This is a genomic window from Pseudaeromonas aegiceratis (genome assembly GCF_046254905.1).
Classification (GTDB): Bacteria; Pseudomonadota; Gammaproteobacteria; order Enterobacterales; family Aeromonadaceae; genus Pseudaeromonas; species Pseudaeromonas aegiceratis.
Genome location: NZ_CP158016.1, coordinates 753,701 through 774,548, shown reverse-complemented (window position 1 = coordinate 774,548; position 20,848 = coordinate 753,701). Strand labels below are relative to the sequence as shown.

The window sequence follows — 20,848 nt, the reverse complement described above, 5'->3', positions numbered from 1 at the left end:
TCACTCACGCTCCCACTCCTGTATCCATTGCTGCAAAGGTAAAGTGCGATAACAACCCGCCGGCCAGGAAGCCTGCCCCAGCTGCTGCCATTGCAGCAACAGGCTGTGTCCCTGGGCCAGATCATAGTGCCGCCCCGTCACCGCCTGCCGGGCCAGCCAGTGGCACAGCGCTGTGATGGTCTCGGGCGTCGGCGCCGCCAACGAGGCCAATTGCGCCAGCAGGGCCGGCAAGGTGTCCGCCAGGCTGGTCTGGCGCAAGGCCGCGGGCACCCGATAGACCATGAGGGTACCCGCACTGGCCGGCTTGTACTCCAGTCCCAACTGGGTCAGCCAGACGGCGTGACTGGTGAGCACCGCCTGCAGCTCGGCGCTCAGGCTCAGCCGCAGGGGCATCAGCAGCGGCTGAGAGACCAGGCCCTCGGCCCAACGCTGCTGCCAGCCTTGCTGCAACAGGTACGACTCAAGCCGCCCCAGATGGCAAAGCCCCAGCCGCTCCCCCTGCCGGATCAGCAAGTAATGGGGCGCATGCAGCAGCAGCGGCTGCCAGGCCTCCTCGAGGCCGGGTAAGGCATGACCGACCGACGCCGGAGGCGCCGGCGGCACGGGGGGACTCATCAACTGCCGATAGGCGGTGGCGGCCTGCTGCAGTCGGTCACCCTCCGGCAAGGCCCGGACTGAGGAGCCCGTCGCCGCCGGCGTGGGGCGATAGCCCCCGGCATGATAGCCGTGCTCCGTGGTTTTCAGCGGGCTGTCCGGATAGGCCGACGCCTCGGCAATCTGCCAGGTCTCGGATGCGGATTCCGCCACGCCGGGACGCACGCTGCGCAGCGCCTCCCGCAACACCTGCAACAGGAAGTCATGCACCAGGCGCGCCTCATGGAAGCGCACCTCATGCTTGGCCGGATGGACATTGACATCCACCTGCCGCGGATCCAGCTCCAGGTAGAGCACATAGGCCGGCGCCAGCTCCACCCCCAGGGCCTCGACACAGGCCTGGCGGATGGCGTGGTTGATCAGCTTGTCCCGCATCATGCGGCCGTTGACGTAGCTGTATTGCAGCTCGGGCGCCGGACTGCCGTCCGCCTTGGGCGGCACCAGCCAGCCATGGAGCAGCAGCCCCTGGTGTTCGCTGCGCACCGTCAACGCCTGCTGGATGAAGCGCTCGCCGCAGGCCACCCCCACCCGGCGATTGCAGGCGGCGGGATCGCTGGCCGCCCGATACTGACGCACCGGCTTGCCATTGTGGCGCAGCACGAAGGTGACATCGAACCGACTCAGGGCCAGGCGGCGGATCAGCTCGTCGATGTGGGCAAATTCGGTCTTCTCGCTGCGCAGAAACTTGCGTCTGGCCGGGGTATTGAAGAAGAGATCCAGCACCTCCACCGTGGTGCCCACCGGATGGGCAGCCGGCCGCACCGTCACCGCCATGTCCCGCCCCTCGGCCTGGGCCTGCCAGGCCTCGGGCTGGGTAGCGGGTCGCGAGGTGAGGGTGAGACGGGACACGGAACTGATGGAGGCCAGGGCCTCGCCGCGGAAGCCCAGGCTGGCGATGCCCTCCAGATCCGCCAGGGTCGCCACCTTGGAGGTGGCATGGCGTGACAGGGCCAGGATCAGCTCATCCTTGGGGATGCCGACCCCGTTGTCGCGAATGCGGATCAGCTTGGCGCCGCCCTTCTCCACCTCGATGTCGATGCGATCGGCGCCGGCATCCAGGCAATTTTCCACCAGCTCCTTGACCACGGAGGCCGGCCGCTCCACCACCTCGCCGGCGGCGATCTGGTTGGCCAGCAAGGGTGGCAGTATCTGGATACTCATGTCAGCTGGTGGGGATGTAGATCACCTGACCGATGCGCAGCTGATCGGATTTCAGGCTATTGTGGTTGCGCAAGCGTTCCATGCTCACGCCGTATTGCTTGGCCAACCGGGAGAGGCTCTCGCCCGATTTGACCACGTGGCGGGTCTGGCTCTTGGCCCGATTGGCCAGCATGGTACCGTCCGGCGGATTGTCGGCGTAGTAGCGGTTGATGCCGTTGAAGATGGCGCGGGCCAGCCGCTGCTGGAAGGCGGTGGAGGTGAGCAGCTTCTCCTCCTGGGGATTGGAGATAAAGCCGGTCTCGATCAGCAGGGAGGGAATGTCCGGCGCCTTGAGCACCGCCAGGCTGGCGTGCTGCGGCTGATTCTTGTGCAGACGCACCTCATTACCGATATGCCGCAACACCATCTCGCCGATGGAGTAGCCTTCGCTGCGGGAGTTATCCCAGGAGAGATCCAGTATGGTCTGCGCCAGATAGGGATTGGGTTCGGCCTCGGCGATCACCTTGCCGGCGCCGCCCAGCAGCTCGGTATGCTTGTCCTGCTGCCCCAACAGCTTGTTCATCTCTCTATCCACCCGCTTGGCGGACAGGATCCAGACCGAGGCGCCCCGCGCCTGCCGGTTGGCCACGCTATCGGCATGGATGGAGATCAGCAGATGGGCCTTGTGCTTGCGGGCAATCTCGGAACGCTGGTTCAGATCGACGAAGTAGTCGCCGGTACGGGTCATCACGGCCCGCATGCCGGGTTGGCGATCGATCAGCGCCGCCAGATCCCGCGCCACCGCCAGGGTCACATTCTTCTCGTAACTGCCGTGGGGACCTATGGCTCCCGGATCCTTGCCACCGTGGCCGGCATCCACCGCCACTATGATGTCCTCCCCGGACAGGGTGCTGACCTTGCCGGGTGCCGGCTGGCTGGCCGCAACCGCCATCGGCTGGCTCGCCGCCGGTGCCGGCTTGCTCGCTTCGGCCGGCTTGGCGGCTACAACCGGCTTGGCCGGGGCCGGTTTCTGCTGCGGCAAACCCTCGAGCTCACTCACCGGAACTATCTTGCCCGCCACCATCGGCTTGGCACTCCTCACCGGCGCCCCCTGGCTCAGCGTCGGAGCCTTGCTGGCCGTGGCGGACACCGCCGCCGGCCGGCTGACATGGGGCAAGTCCACCACCAGGCGATGACCATACTGGGCCTGCGGCTTGAGGGTAAACAGGGTGGGCTTGATCTGGCTGGTGAGCTCAAACTGCCAACGCAGCGTGCCGCCCGAGGCCTGCTGACTCAGGCCGCCGATCATGGGCCCGGTTTTCGTCAGCCGCTCAGGCTTCACCCGGCTCTGGGTGTCGACCAGTTCTATGATGAGCCGCGGCGGCGAGTCCTGCAGCTGATAGTGATAGGAGGGCTTGCCCGCCAGATCGAAGACCAAACGGGTCTTCTCCTGGGTGGGGGCAATACGCAGGGACAACAGCTCGTTGGCCCAGACCGGTCCGGTCAGGCCACACAGCATCAGGAAGAGCAGGATCAAGCGTCTCAACGGCATCACAACTTGCTGATAATGGCTTCACCTACGGCGCTGCGGGCCAGCAACTCGGCCTCCCGCTCCTCGCCAACGTAACGTAACGTGATTTCCACGTCGGCCTCCGGCAACCAGCCCAGGCCCTTCTCCGGCCACTCGATCAGGCAGAGACTGTCGGGGGTAAAATAATCGCGGATCCCCATGAACTCCAGCTCTTCCGGATCGGCCAGCCGATAGAGGTCGAAATGATACACCTGCCAGGTGGGCAGCTCATAGGCCTCCACCAGGGTATAGGTGGGACTCTTGACCTTGCCCTCATGGCCGAGGCCTTGCACGAAGCCCCGACTCAGGGTGGTCTTGCCCGCCCCCAGGTCGCCATGCAGGAAGAACACGCAGGCGGTCTGACAAGCTTGCGCCAGGCGGCTGCCAAAATCGACCGTTGCCTGTTCAGAGGCCAGGCGTTCTGTGATCTTCATTGTCATCGTCCGTCTCTCGTGGATTCACCAACTGGCGAATATAGGGCAGCAGGTCGCTGGCCAGCATGCCGCGCTCACCAGAGCGGGCGGCCAGATCCCCGGCGGCGCCATGAACACAGACCCCCAACAAGGTCGCCAAGGACATGGGGAGCCCCTGGGCCCAGAGGCCGGCGATGAGGCCCGCCAGCAGATCCCCCATGCCGCCACTGGCCATGCCGGGATTGCCTCCCCGGCAGACCCACAGCCGCTCGCCGTCGCACACCAGGGTGCCCGGGCCCTTGAGCAGCACCACGCCACCATAGCGCGCCTGCAGTGCCCGCACCGCCGCAAAGCGATCGCCACTCACCTCGGCGGTGGAGCAGCCCAGCAAGCGGGCCGCCTCCCCCGGGTGGGGGGTCAGGATCCAGTTATCCCGCCGCGCCGGCGTGCGAGCCAGCCAGTTCAGGCCATCGGCATCCACCACGCTGGGCACCTCGGCGGCCAGCCAGTCGGCAAACCGGCCCTCGGCCCACTCGCTCTGCCCCAGCCCGGGGCCGAACACGGTCACCGAGGGCCAGCGCCAGTCCGGGTCGTCATCGCTTAGCATCAATTCCGGCCGGCCCGCCGCCAACAGCGGCAGATTGGCCGTGACGCTGCAGGCCCGCACCAGACCGGCCCCCGCCCGCAACGCCGATTCAGACGCCAGGCGCAGGGCCCCCGGCATGCCGGGACCGCCGCCACACAGCAGCACCCGGCCGCAATCGCCCTTGTGCAGATGCCGCGGGCGCCGCCTAAGGTACTCACTGAGCAGGCAATAATCCAGCAGGCCGCCATCGGGCGCTGCAAAATCCGTCAATTCCGGCATCCCCAAGGGATCCAGCGCCAACCGGCCCACCCATTCGGCGGCCTCCCCCGTCAAAAGGCCCCGTTTGTAACCGATAAAACTCAGGGTGTGACTGGCCCGCACCACGGCCCCCAGGGGCTGCCCCGTATCGGCCGCCAGCCCCGAGGGCACATCCACCGCTAGCACAGGCACCCGCAGCCCATTGATGGCGGCAATGTGCTCCAGCACGGCACCGCGCAAGGGTTGACTGGGCCCTATGCCCAGCAAGGCATCCACCACCAGATCCGGGGCGGCGGCGGGCAGCTCGGCCAGGGACAAGACAGGCCCCAGCGGTCGCCACTGCAGCCAGGCCTGATGGGCAGGCAGGGCCGCAGCCGGTTCCCCCAGGCCGCACACCGTCACCCGATAGCCGGCCAGGTGCAGCAGGCGAGCCAGGACATAGCCATCCCCGCCGTTGTTGCCGGCACCGCAGAAGATCCAGAGGGTGTTGGCCGCCGGCCAGTGGCGGATCAGATGGTCAAACAAGGCCTGACCGGCCCGGCACATGAGCCCATAGAGATCCAGTCCCTGCTGGCGGGCCAGCTGGGGCTCCAGGGTGCGGATCTGGGCGGCACGCCAGAGGGGATGGCCCGCCGGGGCCTGTGGTACACTTTGCGGGTTTTGCATAGACAGGGTGCCCATGACCAGCCTCGATTACACGACTTTGGCCCACCATATCAAGCTCTGGGGGCACGAGCTAGGCTTCCAGCAGGTGGGGATCTGCGACACGGATCTGCGCCCCGAAGAGCCTCGGCTGCAGGCGTGGCTCGCCAAGGGCTATCACGGCCAGATGGAGTACATGGCCCGTCATGGCCTGCTGCGGGCCCGGCCGGCGGAGCTGCTGCCCGGCACCCTGAGGGTCATCTCGGTGCGCATGGACTACCTGCCTCAGCAGGCCGGCATCGCCCGCCAGCTGTCGGATCCCACCCTTGCCTATATTAGCCGCTACGCCCTGGGACGGGATTATCACAAGGTGCTGCGCCAGCGGCTCAAGCGCCTGGCCCAGCGCATCGAGCAGGTGGTGGGCGCCCTGGGGGCCCGGCCCTTCGTCGACTCGGCGCCCCTGCTGGAGCGCCCCCTGGCGGCCAAGGCGGGCCTGGGCTGGGAAGGCAAGCACACCCTCGTCATCCATAAGGAGGCCGGCTCCTTCTTCTTCTTGGGCGAGCTGCTGGTGGATCTGCCCTTGCCGGTGGATGAGCCGGTGGCCAATCAGTGTGGCAGCTGTAGCGCCTGTCTCACCAGTTGCCCCACCGGCGCCATCATAGCGCCCTACGAGCTGGATGCCCGGCGCTGCATCTCCTATCTCACCATAGAGCACGAGGGGCCGATCCCCGAGGCGTTGCGCCCGCTGATGGGCAACCGCATCTATGGCTGTGACGATTGCCAGCTGATCTGCCCCTGGAATCGCCAGGCCGAGGCCAGTGCCGAGGCAGATTTTATTCCCCGCCCTGCCCTGCATCACGCCAGCCTGCTCGGCCTATGGCAATGGGACGAGGCCCAGTTTCTCGCCCAGACCGAAGGCAGCCCCATCCGCCGCATCGGCTATCACAAATGGCAACGCAATATTGCGGTGGCCCTGGGCAACGGGCCATACTCGGACGCGGTATGGGCGGCCCTGCAGGCCAAGCTGGAGACTGCCGCCCCCCTGGTGCAGGAGCATATCCGCTGGGCCTTGGCACAACTGCAGCGCCAAGCCCAACGCCAGCATAACAAGACAGACAGAGTCATTCGGTGCGTGCAGAAGGGCATGCCCGACCACGCTTGAGGGAGATGACAGCATGATGATATTGGGAGTGGACATCGGCGGTTCCGGCATCAAGGGCGCCATCGTCGATACCGACACAGGGCTCATCGTGGGGGAACGCCACCGCATCCCCACCCCGTTACCCGCCACCCCCGAGGCCATGGCCGAGACCCTCAAGGCCCTGGTGGCACACTTCGCCTGGCAAGGTCCGGTCGGCTGCGGCTTTCCGGCCACCATCCACCATGGCGTGGTGTTCACCGCCGCCAACATCGATGCCAGCTGGGTCAACGTGGATGCCGAGACCCTGTTCAGCCAGACCAGTGGCTGCCCCTGCTACCTGCTGAACGACGCCGATGCCGCCGGCCTGGCGGAGATGCGTTTCGGCGTGGGTCAGGACAAGGAGGGGGTGGTGATGATGATCACCATAGGCACAGGGCTGGGTTCGGCAATCTTCGTCAACGGCCACCTGCATCCCAATACCGAGCTGGGTCACCTGAAGATGAAGGGGCGCATCGCCGAACACTACTGCTCCGATGCGGTACGCCAACGGGAGGATCTGGGCTGGAAGAAGTGGGGCCGGCGCTTTAGCCGCTACCTGCAGCGCCTGGAGTTCCTGTTCAACCCGGATCTCATCATCCTGGGTGGCGGCGCCAGCCAGAAGCTGGCCAACTTCCAGGATCAGCTGTTCACCCGGGCACCTGTGGTGGCGGCCCAAAGCCTCAACCAGGCCGGCATCATAGGCGCCGCCCTGTATGCCCAGGAGCGCGTGCCGGCCCAGGCAGAGGCCTAGCTAGACATCATCCAGGCGGTGGGCATTATGCACCAGCTGATGCTGGCGGGTGCGCTCCTCCTGGACTATGCCGGCACACCAGCCCTGCAACCCCTCCTCATCCAGGTGCCGGGCCATCACCTCCAACTCGGCGATCAGGGCCTCATCCAGGGCGACGGCCTGCTCCAGGATCCCCTCCGTGCTGTCGGGCACCGGCTGGGGCAGGCTCGCCAGGGCCCCGGCAAACTGGCCGTCGGTCTGAATATCGACCCAGATTTCCTGCAAGCTGGCCGTCAGGCTCTGCTGGAGTTGCGCGGCATGGCGGGTCGCCTCTTTCTCCCGCTGTATCATGAAGTCCAACAGCAAGCGGCTGCGTTCCGCCGGCTGTTGCCGTTGCCAGAGCTGGTAGCGCTCACCTAACTGCTGATGGGCCTGATGCAGGTGCTGCAGAATATCTTTGATTTGCTGATAGCGCATGATGGGGGTCCGGGTGATTGAACCTGCCTCAAGTATAGGCAAGGGTCGGGACCCAGCAGGGATGCCGAAGACCAACGGACGAGACGTCGAAATAAACAAAGGAAGCAAGAGGCGATTTGGAGCGGGAAACGAGACTCGAACTCGCGACCCCGACCTTGGCAAGGTCGTGCTCTACCAACTGAGCTATTCCCGCAACAGGGTGTGACGTTTGGAGCGGGAAACGAGACTCGAACTCGCGACCCCGACCTTGGCAAGGTCGTGCTCTACCAACTGAGCTATTCCCGCAACGTCAGATAAAGAGGTTTCGGCATTTGGAGCGGGAAACGAGACTCGAACTCGCGACCCCGACCTTGGCAAGGTCGTGCTCTACCAACTGAGCTATTCCCGCACGGGCCGAACTTGTGATTGGAGCGGGAAACGAGACTCGAACTCGCGACCCCGACCTTGGCAAGGTCGTGCTCTACCAACTGAGCTATTCCCGCATCACAAGGCTGGCAAAGAGAATTTGGAGCGGGAAACGAGACTCGAACTCGCGACCCCGACCTTGGCAAGGTCGTGCTCTACCAACTGAGCTATTCCCGCAGCGTGCTCTCTGCACAGGCGCCGAATTATAAGGAGCGGCCGATTGATTGCAAGGGCTTTTTATCCGTTTGCTCATCCGGTAAACAGTTACCGATCAGACCGCCCACTTTTACATCAGATGGTGAAGATCCGCTCCCGGTAGAAGCGCAATTCGGCGATGGACTCGCGAATGTCATCCAGCGCCAGGTGGGTGCCCTGCTTCTTGAATTCTGCCAACAGCTCGGGTTTCCAGCGCCGGACCAACTCCTTGAGGGTGCTGACATCCAGGTTACGGTAATGGAAATAGGCCTCCGCCTCGGGCAGGTAGCGCACCATGAAGCGTCTGTCCTGGCCTATGCTGTTGCCACACATGGGCGAGGCCCCCTGGGGCACCCACTGCACCATGAAGGCCAGGCACTCGGCCTGGGTCGCCGCCAGGTCATAGGCACTGGCCTTGACCCGCGCCACCAGGCCGGAGGCGGTATGGGTACGGGTACACCAGTCATCCATGGCCTCCAGCACCTCGTCCGGCTGATGCACGGCGATCACCGGCCCCTCGGCCAGCACATTGAGATCCTTGTCGGTGACGATCATGGCGATCTCCAGCACCTTATCGGTGTCCGGATTGAGGCCAGTCATCTCCATGTCCAGCCAAATCAGGTTTTGTGCGTCTTGAGTCATATCAGATCCTAGGGCCGGCCCGCGCCGGTGCTTTTGCGGGACAATTGCTTCATCACCCATGTATCATACTGGCTTTGTTTCGATTTACTAACTGCAGTCCCAGGTCTTGAAAAAACACAAACTCAGCCATGGTCAACAACGCCGGGTCCAGGCCAATCAACAACGCCGCCTGAACAAGGCCGAGCCGCAGCCCGACGACAGCCTGCTGGGCCCCGCCCAGGAAGGCTTGGTGATCAGCCGCTTCGGCAAGCATGCCGACATTGAGGACGCCCAGGGGCAGATCCAGCGCTGCAACCTGCGCCGCACCATCAAGAGCCTGGTCACCGGCGACAAGGTGGTCTGGCGCGCCGGTGACGCCGCCCTGGATGGCATCAGTGGCGTGGTGGAGGCGGTGCATCCGCGCCTGAGCCTGCTCTCCCGGCCGGATTTCTATGACGGCATCAAGCCGGTGGCGGCCAACATAGAGCAGATGATCATCGTCTCGGCTGTGGTGCCGGAATTTTCCCGCAACATAGTGGATCGCTATCTGGTGGCGGCGGAGAACGTCGAGATCCCGCCCCTGCTGCTGCTCAACAAGATCGATCTGCTGGATGAGGCGGCCCGCGCCAAGCTCGACGATGAGCTGCGCAGCTACGAGGCGCTGGGTTATCCCGTGCTGTGCGTCAGCACCCGCACCGGCGAGGGACTGGCGGAACTGCAGGCCCGGCTGCAAGGCAAGATCAGCGTGTTTGTCGGCCAGTCCGGGGTGGGCAAGTCCTCCCTGGTCAACGCCCTGATGCCCGAGGCGGCGGCCATCATAGGCGAGGTGTCGGATCTGTCGGGCCTGGGTCAGCACACCACCACCACGGCCCGCCTCTATCATTTTCCCAGCGGCGGGGATCTCATCGACTCACCGGGGATCCGCGAATTTGCCCTCTGGCATCTGGAGCCGGAACGGGTCAGTTGGTGCTTCGTGGAGTTCCGTCGCTACCTGGGCGGCTGCAAGTTCCGCGACTGCAAACACGGCAAGGATCCCGGTTGCCTCATTCGTGAGGCCGTGGAGCGGGGCGAGATCCATCCCGAGCGCTACGAAAACTATCACCGCATTCTGGCCTCCATGACGGAGGCGCACAATGCCCGTCACCTCAACCGTCAATAGACCAAACGGATACATTAGAGACCATCATGAAGCTGCTTGATTCCGTCAAAGTTCTCAGCCAGTACCTGATGCCCAAGCATCTGATCTCCCGCCTGGTGGGCCGGCTGGCCGCGGCCCAGGCCGGCAAGTTCACCACCTGGCTTATCCGCCAGTTCATCCGGCGCTACGGGGTGGACATGGACGAAGCCCTGCACAGCGATCCGGCCAGCTACGCCAGCTTCAACGACTTCTTTACCCGGCCCCTCAAGCCCGGTCTGCGCCCCCTGGTGGACGACGCCAAGATCGCCGCCATGCCGGTCGACGGCGCCATCAGCCAGCTGGGGGACATCCAGCTAGGCCGCATCATCCAGGCCAAGGGCCACGACTTCAGCGCCAAGGGGCTGCTGGGGGGCGATCCAGCGCTGGCGGCCCCCTTCCAGGGCGGCAAGTTCGCCACCATCTACCTCTCCCCCAAGGACTACCACCGCATCCACATGCCGCTGGATGGCAAGCTGGAAACCATGATCTATGTACCCGGCGAGCTGTTCTCGGTGAACCCTTTGACCGCCGCCAACGTGCCCGAGCTGTTTGCCCGCAACGAACGGGTGGTCTGCCTGTTCAGCACCGCCGCCGGCCCCATGGCCCTGGTGCTGGTGGGGGCCACCATAGTGGCCAGCATCGCCACCGCCTGGGCCGGCACCGTCACGCCGCCGACGAAAAAGGGCGTGGTACGCTGGGACTATCCGGATCAGGAGATCACCCTGGCCAAGGGCGAGGAGATGGGCCTGTTCAAGCTCGGCAGTACCGTCGTCTGCCTGTTTGCCCCCGAGAGCCTCGAGTTTTTAGCCGACTGGCAGCCCGGTAGCCCCACCCGCATGGGCCAGGCCTTCGCCCAGCTGCACTAAGCCCACCGCGTTACCCGCTTCGCATCCTCTTCAGGCGGCCCTAGGGCCGCCTGAGTCGTCTCCCCCATCTCGCGACACCCAGCCTATAGTTATGGCGAGGGCCCGGCGCAGGCCCCAGGCTACGGGATAGATCAGGATGAACGCGGGGGCCCCGGCTCCCCACAGCCACAGTGACGGGAGTCCCCATGAAGTTGACCATTCGCAGCAAACTCATACTGGCGCTGGCCTGCCTGCTCATCCTGAGCACCGGCCTGCAGCTGCTGTTTACCCAACAGGAGCTCAGCCGCAACGCCGCCCAGCAAGTGGAGCATTTCGAGTCCGCCGTGTCCGATGCCCAGGTGAATTACCTCAAGACCTGGCTGGATAACAGCGCCAGCATAGTCGACAGCGCCAAGCTGGCAATGACGCTGGAGAGCCCTCAGGCACAGCTGCACCAGGCTCAGCTGGCCGGAAAATTTGAGATGATCTTTGCCGGCACCAGCGAAGGGCAGATGCTCACCTCCAATGACTGGCAGGCCCCGACGGGCTATGACCCGCGGCAGCGCCCCTGGTATCAGGATGCCATGGCGGCCGGCAAAATGATTGTGACCGCCCCCTATGCCGATGCCGGCACCGGCGAGCTCATCATCACCCTGGCCACCCCCTTCTCGGTGGCCGGCCGACAAGGGGTGCTGGGGGGGGACGTCAGCATCCAGAGCCTGGTGCAGAACGTCAACGCCATCCGCCAGGAGGGCATCTACGGCCTCCTGGTGGATCAGAGTGGCAACCTCATCGCCAGCCCGGACCCCAAGCAGACCCTCAAGCCCATCAGCCTGCTCAACCCCCAACTCAGCGCCCAGGCCATCGCCGAACTGGCGCGCAGTCAACGCTCGGCCGAATGGGTGATGGCCGGGGTGCCCAGCCAGGTATCGGTGCGCCAGATCCCCGGCTACCAGTGGTACTTCGCCATGGTCTACGACGAGTCCATCGCCTATGCCACATCAAGACAACAGCTCTGGCAGGCGGTGATGGCCAACCTGCTGCAGCTGCTGCTGGTGGCCGGCGTTGCCGCCTTCATCATCTCCCGCTCCCTGATGCCCCTCAAGGAGATGCGTGACGCGGTGGACGATCTGGCCCAGGGGGAAGGCGATCTGACCCGGCGCCTGCAGATCCGCCGCCAGGACGAAATCGGCGCCGTGGCCAAGCGCATCAACCTGTTCCTGGACAAGCTGCAGGACATGATGCGGGGCATCGCCGACACCTCCAGCCAGCTGGACCGGCAATCGGGCCGCTCCCATGACATGGTGTCCCAGAACAATCAGGCCCTGGCCACCCAGCAGTCGGAGATAGCCCAGATCGCCACCGCCGTGCATCAGATGTCCGCCACCGCCAACGAGGTGGCCAGCAATGCCGAGATGACCGCCGAGGCGGCCCGCAACTCCGCCGGCAGCTGTGAAAGCGGCAAGCAGGTCATCGCCCGCAACCAGGCCTCCATCACCCAGCTGGACGGCCAGCTGCGCCAGGCCTCCGGCATCATCCAGGAGCTGGAGAAGAACGCCCTGGAGATCAACACCATCCTCTCCACCATTCAGGGCATCGCCGAGCAGACCAACCTGCTGGCCTTGAATGCCGCCATCGAGGCGGCCCGCGCCGGCGAGCAGGGCCGCGGCTTTGCGGTGGTGGCCGACGAGGTGCGGGTGCTCTCCAAGCGCACCCACAGCTCCACCGAAGAGATCCGCGCCATGATAGAGACCCTGCAGCGCAACACCCAGCAGGCGGTTGCCACCATGCAGCAGAGCCAGCAGCTTGCCCAGAACAGCGTGGACTATGCCAACGACGCCACCGACGCCCTGGAGCAGATCACCCAGGCCATCACCCAGATCTCCGACATGGCCACCCAGATCTCCAGCGCCGCCGAGGAGCAGCGGGCGGTGACCGACGAGGTCGGCCGTAACATTCAGGCAACAAAAGATGTCTCGGACGCGCTGGCCGAGGCGGCCCAGACCGCCAATCAGCTGGCCACCGAGCTCAAGGCCATCGCCCAGGGCATGAGCGGCCAGGTGGGACGCTTCAAGGTTTAACCCCCAGAGACCGCCACCTGGCGGTCTTTTTTTGCCGCATTTACCACCAGCCAGGGGCAATTGTTGACGGCACGCAACATTCCCCGGCCCCCGGCTGCCAGAATGGCAACACATCGACGCGAATGGCACCTTCCGGTAAAAGGAGAGTTGTTTCGCATTTTTAGCTCATTGAGTTGAATACAATTTTGTAACACTGACACTCTAGTTTCAGTTCCTGCTGAGGCGGCATGCGGCAAGGAGCAGCCCAGTAAAGATGGATATCTGCCACTGTATCCCGTTGCCTTCACGCAACGGGTTTTCGTTCCATAGGAGGCACAAGTGGATATAGTTAAGACCGATGTCGCCATCGTAGGTGCCGGTGGCGGTGGCCTGCGTGCCGCCATTGCCATCGCCGAGAAGAATCCCGCGCTGGAGATCGCCCTCATCTCCAAGGTCTACCCCATGCGCAGCCATACCGTGGCCGCCGAAGGGGGCGCCGCCGGCGTGGTACGGGAAGACGACAGCCTGGACAACCACTTCCACGACACCGTCTCCGGCGGTGACTGGCTGTGTGAACAGGACGTGGTGGAATACTTCGTGGATCAGGCCACGCCGGAGCTGGTCCAGCTGGAACACTGGGGCTGCCCCTGGAGCCGCAAGGATGACGGTCACGTCAACGTGCGCCCCTTCGGTGGCATGAAGATACCCCGCACCTGGTTCGCCGCCGACAAGACCGGCTTCCACATGCTGCACACCCTGTTCCAGACCTCAATCAAATACCCGTCAATCAAACGTTTCGACGAACACTTCTGCCTCGACCTGCTGGTAGAGGATGGACGGGTGCAGGGGGTGATCTGCTTTGACATCCAGAACGGCGTGACACGCATGATCCAGGCCAAGTCGGTGATCATCGCCACCGGCGGCGCCGGCCGGGTCTACCGCTTCAACACCAACGGCGGCATAGTCACCGGTGACGGCATGGCATTGGCCTACCGCCACGGCGTGCCGCTGCGGGACATGGAATTCGTGCAATACCACCCCACTGGCCTGCCCGGCTGCGGCATCCTGATGACCGAAGGCTGTCGTGGCGAAGGCGGCATCATGGTCAACAAGGATGGCTACCGCTACCTGCAGGACTATGGCCTGGGCCCGGAGACCCCCTTGGGGGAAACCAAGAACAAGTACATGGAACTGGGCCCGCGGGACAGACTCTCCCAGGCCTTCTGGCAAGAGCAGCAGAAGGGCCGCACAGTGCCGACCCCACTGGGGGATGTGGTCTACCTGGATCTGCGTCATCTGGGGGCCAAGTACCTGGAAGAGCGGCTGCCCTTCATCTGCGAGCTGTCCAAGGCCTATGTGGGGGTGGATCCGGCCAAGGATCCCATCCCGGTGCGCCCCACTGTGCACTACACCATGGGCGGCATCGAGACCAATGGCCGCTGCGCCACCCGGCTGCCCGGCCTGTATGCGGTGGGGGAATGCGCCTCCATCGGCCTGCACGGTGCCAACCGTCTGGGCTCCAACTCCCTGTGCGAGCTGGTGGTGTTCGGCAAGGTGGCGGGGGAAGAGGCGGCCCACTTCGCCCAGACCCATCCCCACGGCAACACCGACGCCCTGTACAAGCAGGCCATGAGTGCGGTGGCCCAGGCCATGAGCTTGATGGAAGGCGACGGCGATGAAAACCCCGCCACCCTGCGTAACGAGCTGGGGGACACCATGGAAGAGGGGGTCGGCATCTACCGTACCGCCGAGGCCATGCAGCAGACCATCGACAAGATTGTCGAACTCAAGCAGCGCTACAAGAAGGTGCGGGTCAAGGACAAGTCCAGCGTGTTCAACACCGACTGGCTCTACACCCTAGAGCTGGGCTTCCTGCTGGACGTCGCCGAGTCCATGGTCCATTCGGCCATCAACCGCAAGGAGTCCCGCGGTTCCCACCAGCGGCTGGACGGTTATGAGGAGCGCGACGACGTCAACTTCCTCAAGCACTCCCTGGCCTATTACGACGCCGAGGGCGCGCCCCGGATTGATTACAGCGACGTAACCATCACCAAGTCGCAACCGGCCGCCCGGGTCTATGGCGCCGCTGGCGATAAGAAGGAGGCGCATTAATGGCCGACATGATCGAGATCGAGATCCTCCGTTACCGCCCGGAGGAAGACAACGAGCCCTGGCTGCAGAGCTTCCAGGTGCCCTACCGGCACGAGATGTCGGTGCTGGAGGCCCTCTCCTACATCAAGGATGAGCTGGACTCCACCGTCAGCTTCCGCTGGTCCTGTCGCATGGCCATCTGCGGCTCCTGCGGCATGATGGTCAACGGCGTACCCAAGCTGGGCTGCAAGACCTTCCTGCGGGATTACATCCCCGGCAAGATCACCCTGGAGCCGTTGCGTAACTTCCCCATCGAGCGGGATCTGGTGGTGGACATGTCCGACTTCATCCAGAAGCTGGAGTCCATCAAGCCCTACATCATCCCCAAGGAGGAGAAGTCGGTGTGCGAGGGGGAGTACATCCAAACCCCCGCGCAGCTGGCCAAGTTCCGCCAGTTCTCCATGTGCATCAACTGCGGTCTGTGCTATTCCGCCTGCCCCCAATATGGCCTGAAGAAGAGCTTCATGGGCCCCGCTGCCCTGGCCCTGCTCTACCGCTATAACGCCGACAGCCGGGATGGCGGTCAGGCCGCGCGGATGAAGATCCTCAACCAGGAGAAGGGGGTGTGGAGCTGTACCTTCGTGGGCTACTGCTCCGAGGTCTGCCCCAAGGGCGTGGATCCGGCGGCCGCCATCCAGCTGGGTAAGGTGGAGAGCGCCAAGGATTACGTCATCGCCATGTTCAAGCCGGAGGAGTGAGCCATGGACAACAGTCAAAGCAAACGCAAACCCTATGTCCGCCCGGTCAAGAAGAGCTGGTGGCTCAAGGATCGTTTCTACATCCTCTACATGCTGCGGGAGGGCACCAGCCTGCTGGTGTCCATCTACGCCGTCATCCTGATGGTAGGGCTGCTGCGGCTGAGTCAGGGGGAAGCGGCCTTCAACGGCTGGCTGGCCGCCCTCACCCATCCGCTGTCCATCCTGCTGCATCTGGCGGTACTGGTGGCCTGCGCATTCCACGCCAAGACCTGGTTTGCCCTGGCCCCCAAGGCCATGCGCATCTTCAAGGGTGATGAGCTGATCCCGGAGAAGCCCATCATACTGGCTCAATACATCGGCCTGGCCGGCGCCTCCCTGGTGGTGCTGCTGTTTGTGCTGCTGGCCTAAAGGAGACGACCCATGAAACGTTCCGACGAACCCGTCTACTGGCTGCTGTTTGGTGCCGGTGGCGTCATGACCGCGGTGCTGTTGCCCATCCTGGTGCTCATCACCGGCATACTGGTGCCTATGGGCATCATATCGCCGGAGAAGCTCAGCTATGAGCGGGTCCACGCCTTTGCCACCAGCTGGTGGGGCGCCCTGATCCTGCTGGCCACCATAGCCCTGCCCATCTGCCACGCCATGCACCGCATCTACCACGGCCTGCATGACGTGGGGGTCCACACCACCCGCTTGCACCACTATGTCTGCTACGGCTTTGCCTTCCTGGTCTCTGCCGCCGCCCTGACCCTGCTGGTACAGATGTTCTAGCCGCCACTGGCACAGAAGCGGGATCCAGCGCTATGTTAAGAAACCGGAAGGGGTTCCCTTCCGGTTTTTGTTTTTGCGGGCCTCGGCCCCAAGGAGATCGGCATGCGTATCGAAGAGGATCTCAAACTCGGCTTCAAGGACGTGCTGTTTCGCCCCAAACGCTCCACCCTCAACAGCCGGGCACAGGTGGATCTCGCTCGGGAGTTTCGTTTCCTGCACGGCGCCGGCACCTGGCGGGGCGTGCCCATCATGGCCGCCAACATGGATACGGTGGGCACCTTCGCCATGGCCCGGGCCCTGGCGCCCTTTGGCCTGATGACCGCCCTCCACAAGCACTACAGTCTGAGCCAGTGGCAGGACTTTCTCGCCGGCAGCTCCCCTGAGCTGCTGGCCAACGTCATGGTCTCTACCGGCACCTCGGCCCAGGACTTCGACAAGACCCGCCAGATCCTGGCCCTGTCGCCGGCGCTGCACTTCATCTGCGTCGACGTGGCCAACGGCTACGCCGAACACTTCGTGCGCTTCGTGCAACAGGTGCGTGAACGCTTCCCGGAACATGTCATCTGCGCCGGCAACGTGGTGACCGGCGAGATGGTGGAGGAGCTGCTGCTCTCCGGTGCGGACATCATCAAGGTGGGCATAGGCCCTGGTTCCGTCTGCACCACCCGGGTCAAGACCGGGGTGGGCTACCCGCAACTGTCCGCCATCATAGAGTGTGCCGACGCCGCCCACGGTCTCAAGGGCCATATCGTCGGCGACGGCGGCTGCACCTGCCCGGGGGATGTGGCCAAGGCCTTCGGTGGCGGCGCGGACTTCGTCATGTTGGGGGGCATGCTGGCGGCCCATGCCGAATGCGGCGGCCAGTTACTGGAGCGGGACGGCCAGCAATACATGCAGTTCTATGGCATGAGTTCGGCCACCGCCATGGACCGGCATGCCGGCGGGGTGGCGGAGTACCGCGCCTCGGAGGGCAAGACGGTGGAGCTGCCCTACCGGGGGACTGTGAGTCAGACGGTGCAGGACATACTGGGGGGCGTGCGCTCCACCTGCACCTATGTGGGGGCCGCCCACCTCAAGGAGCTGAGCAAGCGCACCACCTTCATCCGGGTACAGGAGCAGGAAAACCGCCTGTTCACGCCATGAGTTCCACCCGCCACGAGAAGAGGAGGCCTAGGCCTCCTCTTGGGATCACACGCTTGAACAGATGTGTCAGACGCGGATGTTGATGTTGTTGCCCAGGGTGTCGGTGGTGCCGCTGCTGCCTTGGGATTCCGGGGTATTCTCCACCGTTCCCTGCAACAGTGACAGCGCCTGCTCACCCTGTGCCTCTTGCTGCTTTTTGGCCAGACTGGCGACCATCGCCTCCTGACCGTAATTACCAGCGCTCTGGGTTACATTCATGTTGACGTCCTCCTGCTTCCACGTTATCGGCCGCCTGTCCCATGACTTTAGTGCGAGTCATCCGGTCCGGCGCACCTCTGTCTGCCATGGCGAAAAATCAGATTCAATATGACCTTCTCCAGCTCCATCAGCAGCAACAGGGCCAGCCCGAACAGGCCGATCCAGCCCCACTCTAGCAGACCCAGGGGCTGAGTGCCGAACAGCCGTTGCATCAGCGGCAAATAGGTAAACAGCAGCTGAAACAGGATCAGGATGCCGATGGTCAGCAGCACATAGGGGTTACCCAGCAGCCCCTCCCGGTTGAGGACGCTGCTTCGCAGGTGACGCACGTTGAACAGATAGACTATCTCCCCCATCACCAGGGTGTTCACCGCCAGGGTTCGGCTCTGATCCAGGGGCATGCCCTCGGCCTGCTGCCACAGAAACAACCCCAGGCTGCCGGCCACCAGCAGCAGGGAGACCAGCAGGATACGCCAGATGAGCAGGGGCGAGAGCAGCGGGGCCAGGGGCGGACGGGGCGGACGATCCATGATATCCGGCTCCCCCCGCTCGAACGCCTCCGCCAGGGCCAGGGTCACCGCTGTGATCATGTTGACCCAGAGGATCTGCACCGGCGTCATGGGCAGGGTCAGCCCCAGCAGGACGGACACCAGCACCACGCCGGCCTCGCCAAAGTTGGTGGGTAGAATGAAGACGATGGCCTTGCCGATGTTGTCGTAGACGGTGCGCCCCTCCTCGACGGCGGCGGCGATGGAGGCAAAGTTATCGTCCATCAGCACCATCTCCGCCGCTTCCTTGGCGGCCTCCGTCCCCTTGTGGCCCATGGCAATGCCCACGTCGGCCCGCTTGAGGGCCGGTGCGTCGTTCACCCCGTCCCCCGTCATGGCCACCACCTCACCGCGCCGCTGCAGGGCCGCCACCAGCCGCAGCTTATGTTCCGGACTGGCCCGGGCGAAGATGACATAGTCGTCCACCACCTCGGCGAGGCAAGCGTCATCCAGCCGATCCAGCGCATCGCCGCCCAGCACGCGCACCTCGCTGGCCAGGCCGAGCCGCTCGCCGATGGCCCGGGCGGTCAGCTGATGATCCCCGGTGATCATCTTCACCTGCATGCCGGCGGCGCGACAACGGGCCACCGCGGCGATGGCCTCCTCCCGGGGCGGATCCCACAAGCCCAGCACCGCCAGCAGGGTAAAACCCCCAGCCTCCACCTCGGCGAAGGTCAGTGCCGCCAACTCGGGCGCAGGGCGTCTGGCCAGGGCCAGCAGCCGCAGGCCCGTGGCGGCGGCATCCGTCATGGCATTCTGCCAGGCCGCCGTATCGAGGGGGGCCGGTCCGCCCGCCGTCTGCTGGTGAGCACACAGCGCCAGCACCCGCTCCGGCGCCCCCTTGAGCAACAACCAGCGCTGGCCCTGATGATCATGGTGCAGGGTGGCCATGAAACGATGCTCGGACTCGAAGGGGATCTCGTCCCAGCGGGGCGCCGCCTGTCGCTCGGCATCCGGATCCAGCCCCGCCCGCATGGCCAGGCTGATCAGCGCCCCTTCCGACGGATCCCCCACCAGGGTCCACTGCCCATCCTGCCGGCTGACCCTGGCATCGTTGCACAGCAGCGCCACCCGGCTCAGCACCTGCAACCAGGGAAGGTCCTCCGGGGCCAGCTCCTGGCCCGCCAGCAAAAACCGGCCTTGGGGGCCATAGCCGCTGCCCTGCAGCTCAAGCTCATTATCGGCGGTGAGGATCCGCTGCACCGTCATCTCATTGCGGGTCAGGGTGCCCGTCTTGTCCGAGCAGATGACGGTGACCGAGCCCAGGGCCTCCACGGCGGGCAGGCGACGTATGATGGCATGGCGCCTGGCCATCCGCTGCACGCCGATGGCCAGGGTGATGGTGATGACCGCCGGCAAGCCCTCGGGGATGGCCGCCACCGCCAGCCCCACCGCCGCCAGGAACATCTCCGCCAGGCTGTAATGGCGGACCAAGGCACCAAACAGCAGGGTGAACAGGGAGAGGGCCAGGATCAGCCAGGCCAGCCAGTGACCGAAGCGATCCAACTGCCGCAGCAGAGGGGTGCTCATGGGCTGCACCTGCCCCAGCAGGGTGCTGATCCGCCCGATCTCGGTGGCGCTGCCGATGGCCACCACCACCCCCATCCCCTGGCCCCGGGTCACCAGGGTGCCCGAAAAGGCCAGGTTAGTCCGCTCCCCCAGCACAGCTGCGGGGGCCACCGGCGCCAGTTGCTTCTCCACCGCCAGCGACTCGCCGGTCAGGGCCGACTCGTCTATGGTCAGCCCCCGCAGGCGCAACAGCCGCAGATCCGCCGGCACGCGGTCGCCGGCATTGAGAAACACCAGATCGCCGGGCACCAGCTGTTCGCTGGGCAGCGCCCTGTGCTCACCGGAGCGGCGCACCTGGGCCTGGGGGGAGAGCAGGGCCCGAATGGCCGTCAGCGCCTGCTCGGCCTTGCCTTCCTGCAGATAGCCGATGAGGGCGTTGATCAGCACCACCCCCAGGATGACGGAACAATCCAGCCAATGGCCCAGCAGGGCCGTCACCAGCGCCGAGGCCAGCAACACATAGATGAGCACGTTTTGGCATTGCGCCAGGAAGCGCCGCCAGCGGCTCGGCGACGGCGGGGGCGGCAGGGCATTGGCGCCATAACGAGCCTGCCGGCGACGCACCACCGCGTCACTGAGCCCCGCCTCGGCATCGCATGCGAGTGCCGCCAGCACCACCTCGGCGGATTCGGCATGCCAGGCCAGCCCGGCAGAGGAAGATGTCCCATCGGATGTCATGCCGCCCTCCTCCTGATAGGACGGAACAAACCCGTCCTACCTTGAGTATGGTCGGCGCCAAACGGCCGCTCAATCGACC

18 protein-coding genes and 5 tRNA genes are annotated in these 20,848 nt (G+C 64.7%); 10 read left to right on the top strand and 13 right to left on the bottom strand.

Going from position 1 to position 20,848, the window contains the following annotated elements; all coding sequences use genetic code 11:
* From mutL to ABHF91_RS03855, 4 genes are read right to left on the bottom strand one after another with little or no spacing between them, the layout of a single operon-like run.
* A complete protein-coding gene (mutL, locus tag ABHF91_RS03870; RefSeq protein ID WP_409422159.1) occupies positions 1 to 1,815 on the bottom strand; it encodes a DNA mismatch repair endonuclease MutL in 1,815 nt (604 codons plus the stop codon).
* 1 nt (position 1,816) lies between these two features.
* Positions 1,817 to 3,346, bottom strand: a complete 1,530-nt coding sequence (locus tag ABHF91_RS03865) for an N-acetylmuramoyl-L-alanine amidase (protein WP_409422158.1) — start codon at positions 3,344 to 3,346, stop codon at positions 1,817 to 1,819.
* Positions 3,346 to 3,804: a tRNA (adenosine(37)-N6)-threonylcarbamoyltransferase complex ATPase subunit type 1 TsaE gene (gene tsaE, locus ABHF91_RS03860; protein ID WP_409422157.1), complete on the bottom strand. Its 459-nt coding sequence runs from the start codon at positions 3,802 to 3,804 to the stop codon at positions 3,346 to 3,348. Before tsaE ends, ABHF91_RS03865 begins: the two co-directional genes overlap by 1 nt.
* Complete coding sequence (locus ABHF91_RS03855; protein ID WP_409422156.1) at positions 3,770 to 5,302, bottom strand: NAD(P)H-hydrate dehydratase; 1,533 nt, start codon at positions 5,300 to 5,302, stop codon at positions 3,770 to 3,772. The genes tsaE and ABHF91_RS03855 overlap by 35 nt, the downstream gene beginning before the upstream one ends.
* On the opposite strand from ABHF91_RS03855, the gene queG reads away from it, so the two are divergent.
* Both queG and ppgK read left to right on the top strand, forming a co-directional pair.
* The gene (gene queG, locus ABHF91_RS03850) at positions 5,301 to 6,425 is read left to right on the top strand and encodes a tRNA epoxyqueuosine(34) reductase QueG (protein ID WP_409422155.1); all 1,125 of its coding nucleotides are present in this window, start codon (positions 5,301 to 5,303) and stop codon (positions 6,423 to 6,425) included. The two genes, ABHF91_RS03855 and queG, sit on opposite strands and share 2 nt — an antisense overlap.
* Before the next feature lie 13 nt (positions 6,426 to 6,438).
* Positions 6,439 to 7,194 (top strand): polyphosphate--glucose phosphotransferase, encoded by a 756-nt coding sequence (gene ppgK, locus ABHF91_RS03845; protein WP_409422154.1) that lies wholly within the window; start codon positions 6,439 to 6,441, stop codon positions 7,192 to 7,194.
* Here ppgK and ABHF91_RS03840 read toward each other — a convergent pair whose 3' ends face one another.
* The 7 genes from ABHF91_RS03840 to orn all read right to left on the bottom strand — a co-directional run bounded on the left by ABHF91_RS03840 (position 7,195) and on the right by orn (position 8,892).
* Complete coding sequence (locus ABHF91_RS03840; protein ID WP_409422153.1) at positions 7,195 to 7,650, bottom strand: hypothetical protein; 456 nt, start codon at positions 7,648 to 7,650, stop codon at positions 7,195 to 7,197.
* Positions 7,651 to 7,767: 117 nt separating this feature from the next.
* Positions 7,768 to 7,843: transfer RNA gene (locus ABHF91_RS03835), tRNA-Gly, on the bottom strand.
* A 16-nt stretch (positions 7,844 to 7,859) separates the two neighbouring features.
* Positions 7,860 to 7,935 (bottom strand) — tRNA-Gly (locus ABHF91_RS03830).
* 27 nt (positions 7,936 to 7,962) lie between these two features.
* A tRNA-Gly gene (locus tag ABHF91_RS03825) sits at positions 7,963 to 8,038 on the bottom strand.
* Between the two features lie 18 nt (positions 8,039 to 8,056).
* Positions 8,057 to 8,132: transfer RNA gene (locus ABHF91_RS03820), tRNA-Gly, on the bottom strand.
* A gap of 24 nt (positions 8,133 to 8,156) precedes the next feature.
* Positions 8,157 to 8,232 (bottom strand) — tRNA-Gly (locus tag ABHF91_RS03815).
* Positions 8,233 to 8,346: 114 nt separating this feature from the next.
* A complete protein-coding gene (gene orn, locus ABHF91_RS03810) occupies positions 8,347 to 8,892 on the bottom strand; it encodes an oligoribonuclease (protein ID WP_409422152.1) in 546 nt (181 codons plus the stop codon).
* A gap of 106 nt (positions 8,893 to 8,998) precedes the next feature.
* Here orn and rsgA point away from each other — a divergent pair, with 106 nt between their 5' ends.
* The 8 genes from rsgA to ABHF91_RS03770 all read left to right on the top strand — a co-directional run bounded on the left by rsgA (position 8,999) and on the right by ABHF91_RS03770 (position 17,716).
* Positions 8,999 to 10,030 (top strand): small ribosomal subunit biogenesis GTPase RsgA, encoded by a 1,032-nt coding sequence (gene rsgA, locus ABHF91_RS03805; protein ID WP_409422151.1) that lies wholly within the window; start codon positions 8,999 to 9,001, stop codon positions 10,028 to 10,030.
* A 26-nt stretch (positions 10,031 to 10,056) separates the two neighbouring features.
* A complete protein-coding gene (gene asd, locus ABHF91_RS03800) occupies positions 10,057 to 10,914 on the top strand; it encodes an archaetidylserine decarboxylase (protein ID WP_409422150.1) in 858 nt (285 codons plus the stop codon).
* A gap of 185 nt (positions 10,915 to 11,099) precedes the next feature.
* Complete coding sequence (locus tag ABHF91_RS03795; RefSeq protein ID WP_409422149.1) at positions 11,100 to 12,974, top strand: methyl-accepting chemotaxis protein; 1,875 nt, start codon at positions 11,100 to 11,102, stop codon at positions 12,972 to 12,974.
* Between the two features lie 318 nt (positions 12,975 to 13,292).
* Entirely contained in the window at positions 13,293 to 15,065 is a 1,773-nt protein-coding gene (frdA, locus tag ABHF91_RS03790; protein ID WP_409422148.1) for a fumarate reductase (quinol) flavoprotein subunit, read from the top strand.
* Positions 15,065 to 15,802: a succinate dehydrogenase/fumarate reductase iron-sulfur subunit gene (locus ABHF91_RS03785; RefSeq protein WP_409422147.1), complete on the top strand. Its 738-nt coding sequence runs from the start codon at positions 15,065 to 15,067 to the stop codon at positions 15,800 to 15,802. Before frdA ends, ABHF91_RS03785 begins: the two co-directional genes overlap by 1 nt.
* 3 nt (positions 15,803 to 15,805) lie before the next feature.
* Positions 15,806 to 16,210: a fumarate reductase subunit C gene (locus tag ABHF91_RS03780; RefSeq protein ID WP_409422146.1), complete on the top strand. Its 405-nt coding sequence runs from the start codon at positions 15,806 to 15,808 to the stop codon at positions 16,208 to 16,210.
* A gap of 12 nt (positions 16,211 to 16,222) precedes the next feature.
* Complete coding sequence (gene frdD, locus ABHF91_RS03775; RefSeq protein WP_409422145.1) at positions 16,223 to 16,573, top strand: fumarate reductase subunit FrdD; 351 nt, start codon at positions 16,223 to 16,225, stop codon at positions 16,571 to 16,573.
* A 102-nt stretch (positions 16,574 to 16,675) separates the two neighbouring features.
* Positions 16,676 to 17,716, top strand: a complete 1,041-nt coding sequence (locus ABHF91_RS03770; RefSeq protein WP_409422144.1) for a GMP reductase — start codon at positions 16,676 to 16,678, stop codon at positions 17,714 to 17,716.
* A 66-nt stretch (positions 17,717 to 17,782) separates the two neighbouring features.
* On the opposite strand, the gene ABHF91_RS03765 is transcribed toward ABHF91_RS03770, so the two are convergent.
* Both ABHF91_RS03765 and ABHF91_RS03760 read right to left on the bottom strand, forming a co-directional pair.
* Positions 17,783 to 17,974 (bottom strand): hypothetical protein, encoded by a 192-nt coding sequence (locus ABHF91_RS03765; RefSeq protein WP_409422143.1) that lies wholly within the window; start codon positions 17,972 to 17,974, stop codon positions 17,783 to 17,785.
* A 47-nt stretch (positions 17,975 to 18,021) separates the two neighbouring features.
* The gene (locus ABHF91_RS03760; protein WP_409422142.1) at positions 18,022 to 20,769 is read right to left on the bottom strand and encodes an HAD-IC family P-type ATPase; all 2,748 of its coding nucleotides are present in this window, start codon (positions 20,767 to 20,769) and stop codon (positions 18,022 to 18,024) included.
* Positions 20,770 to 20,848 lie beyond the last annotated feature (79 nt).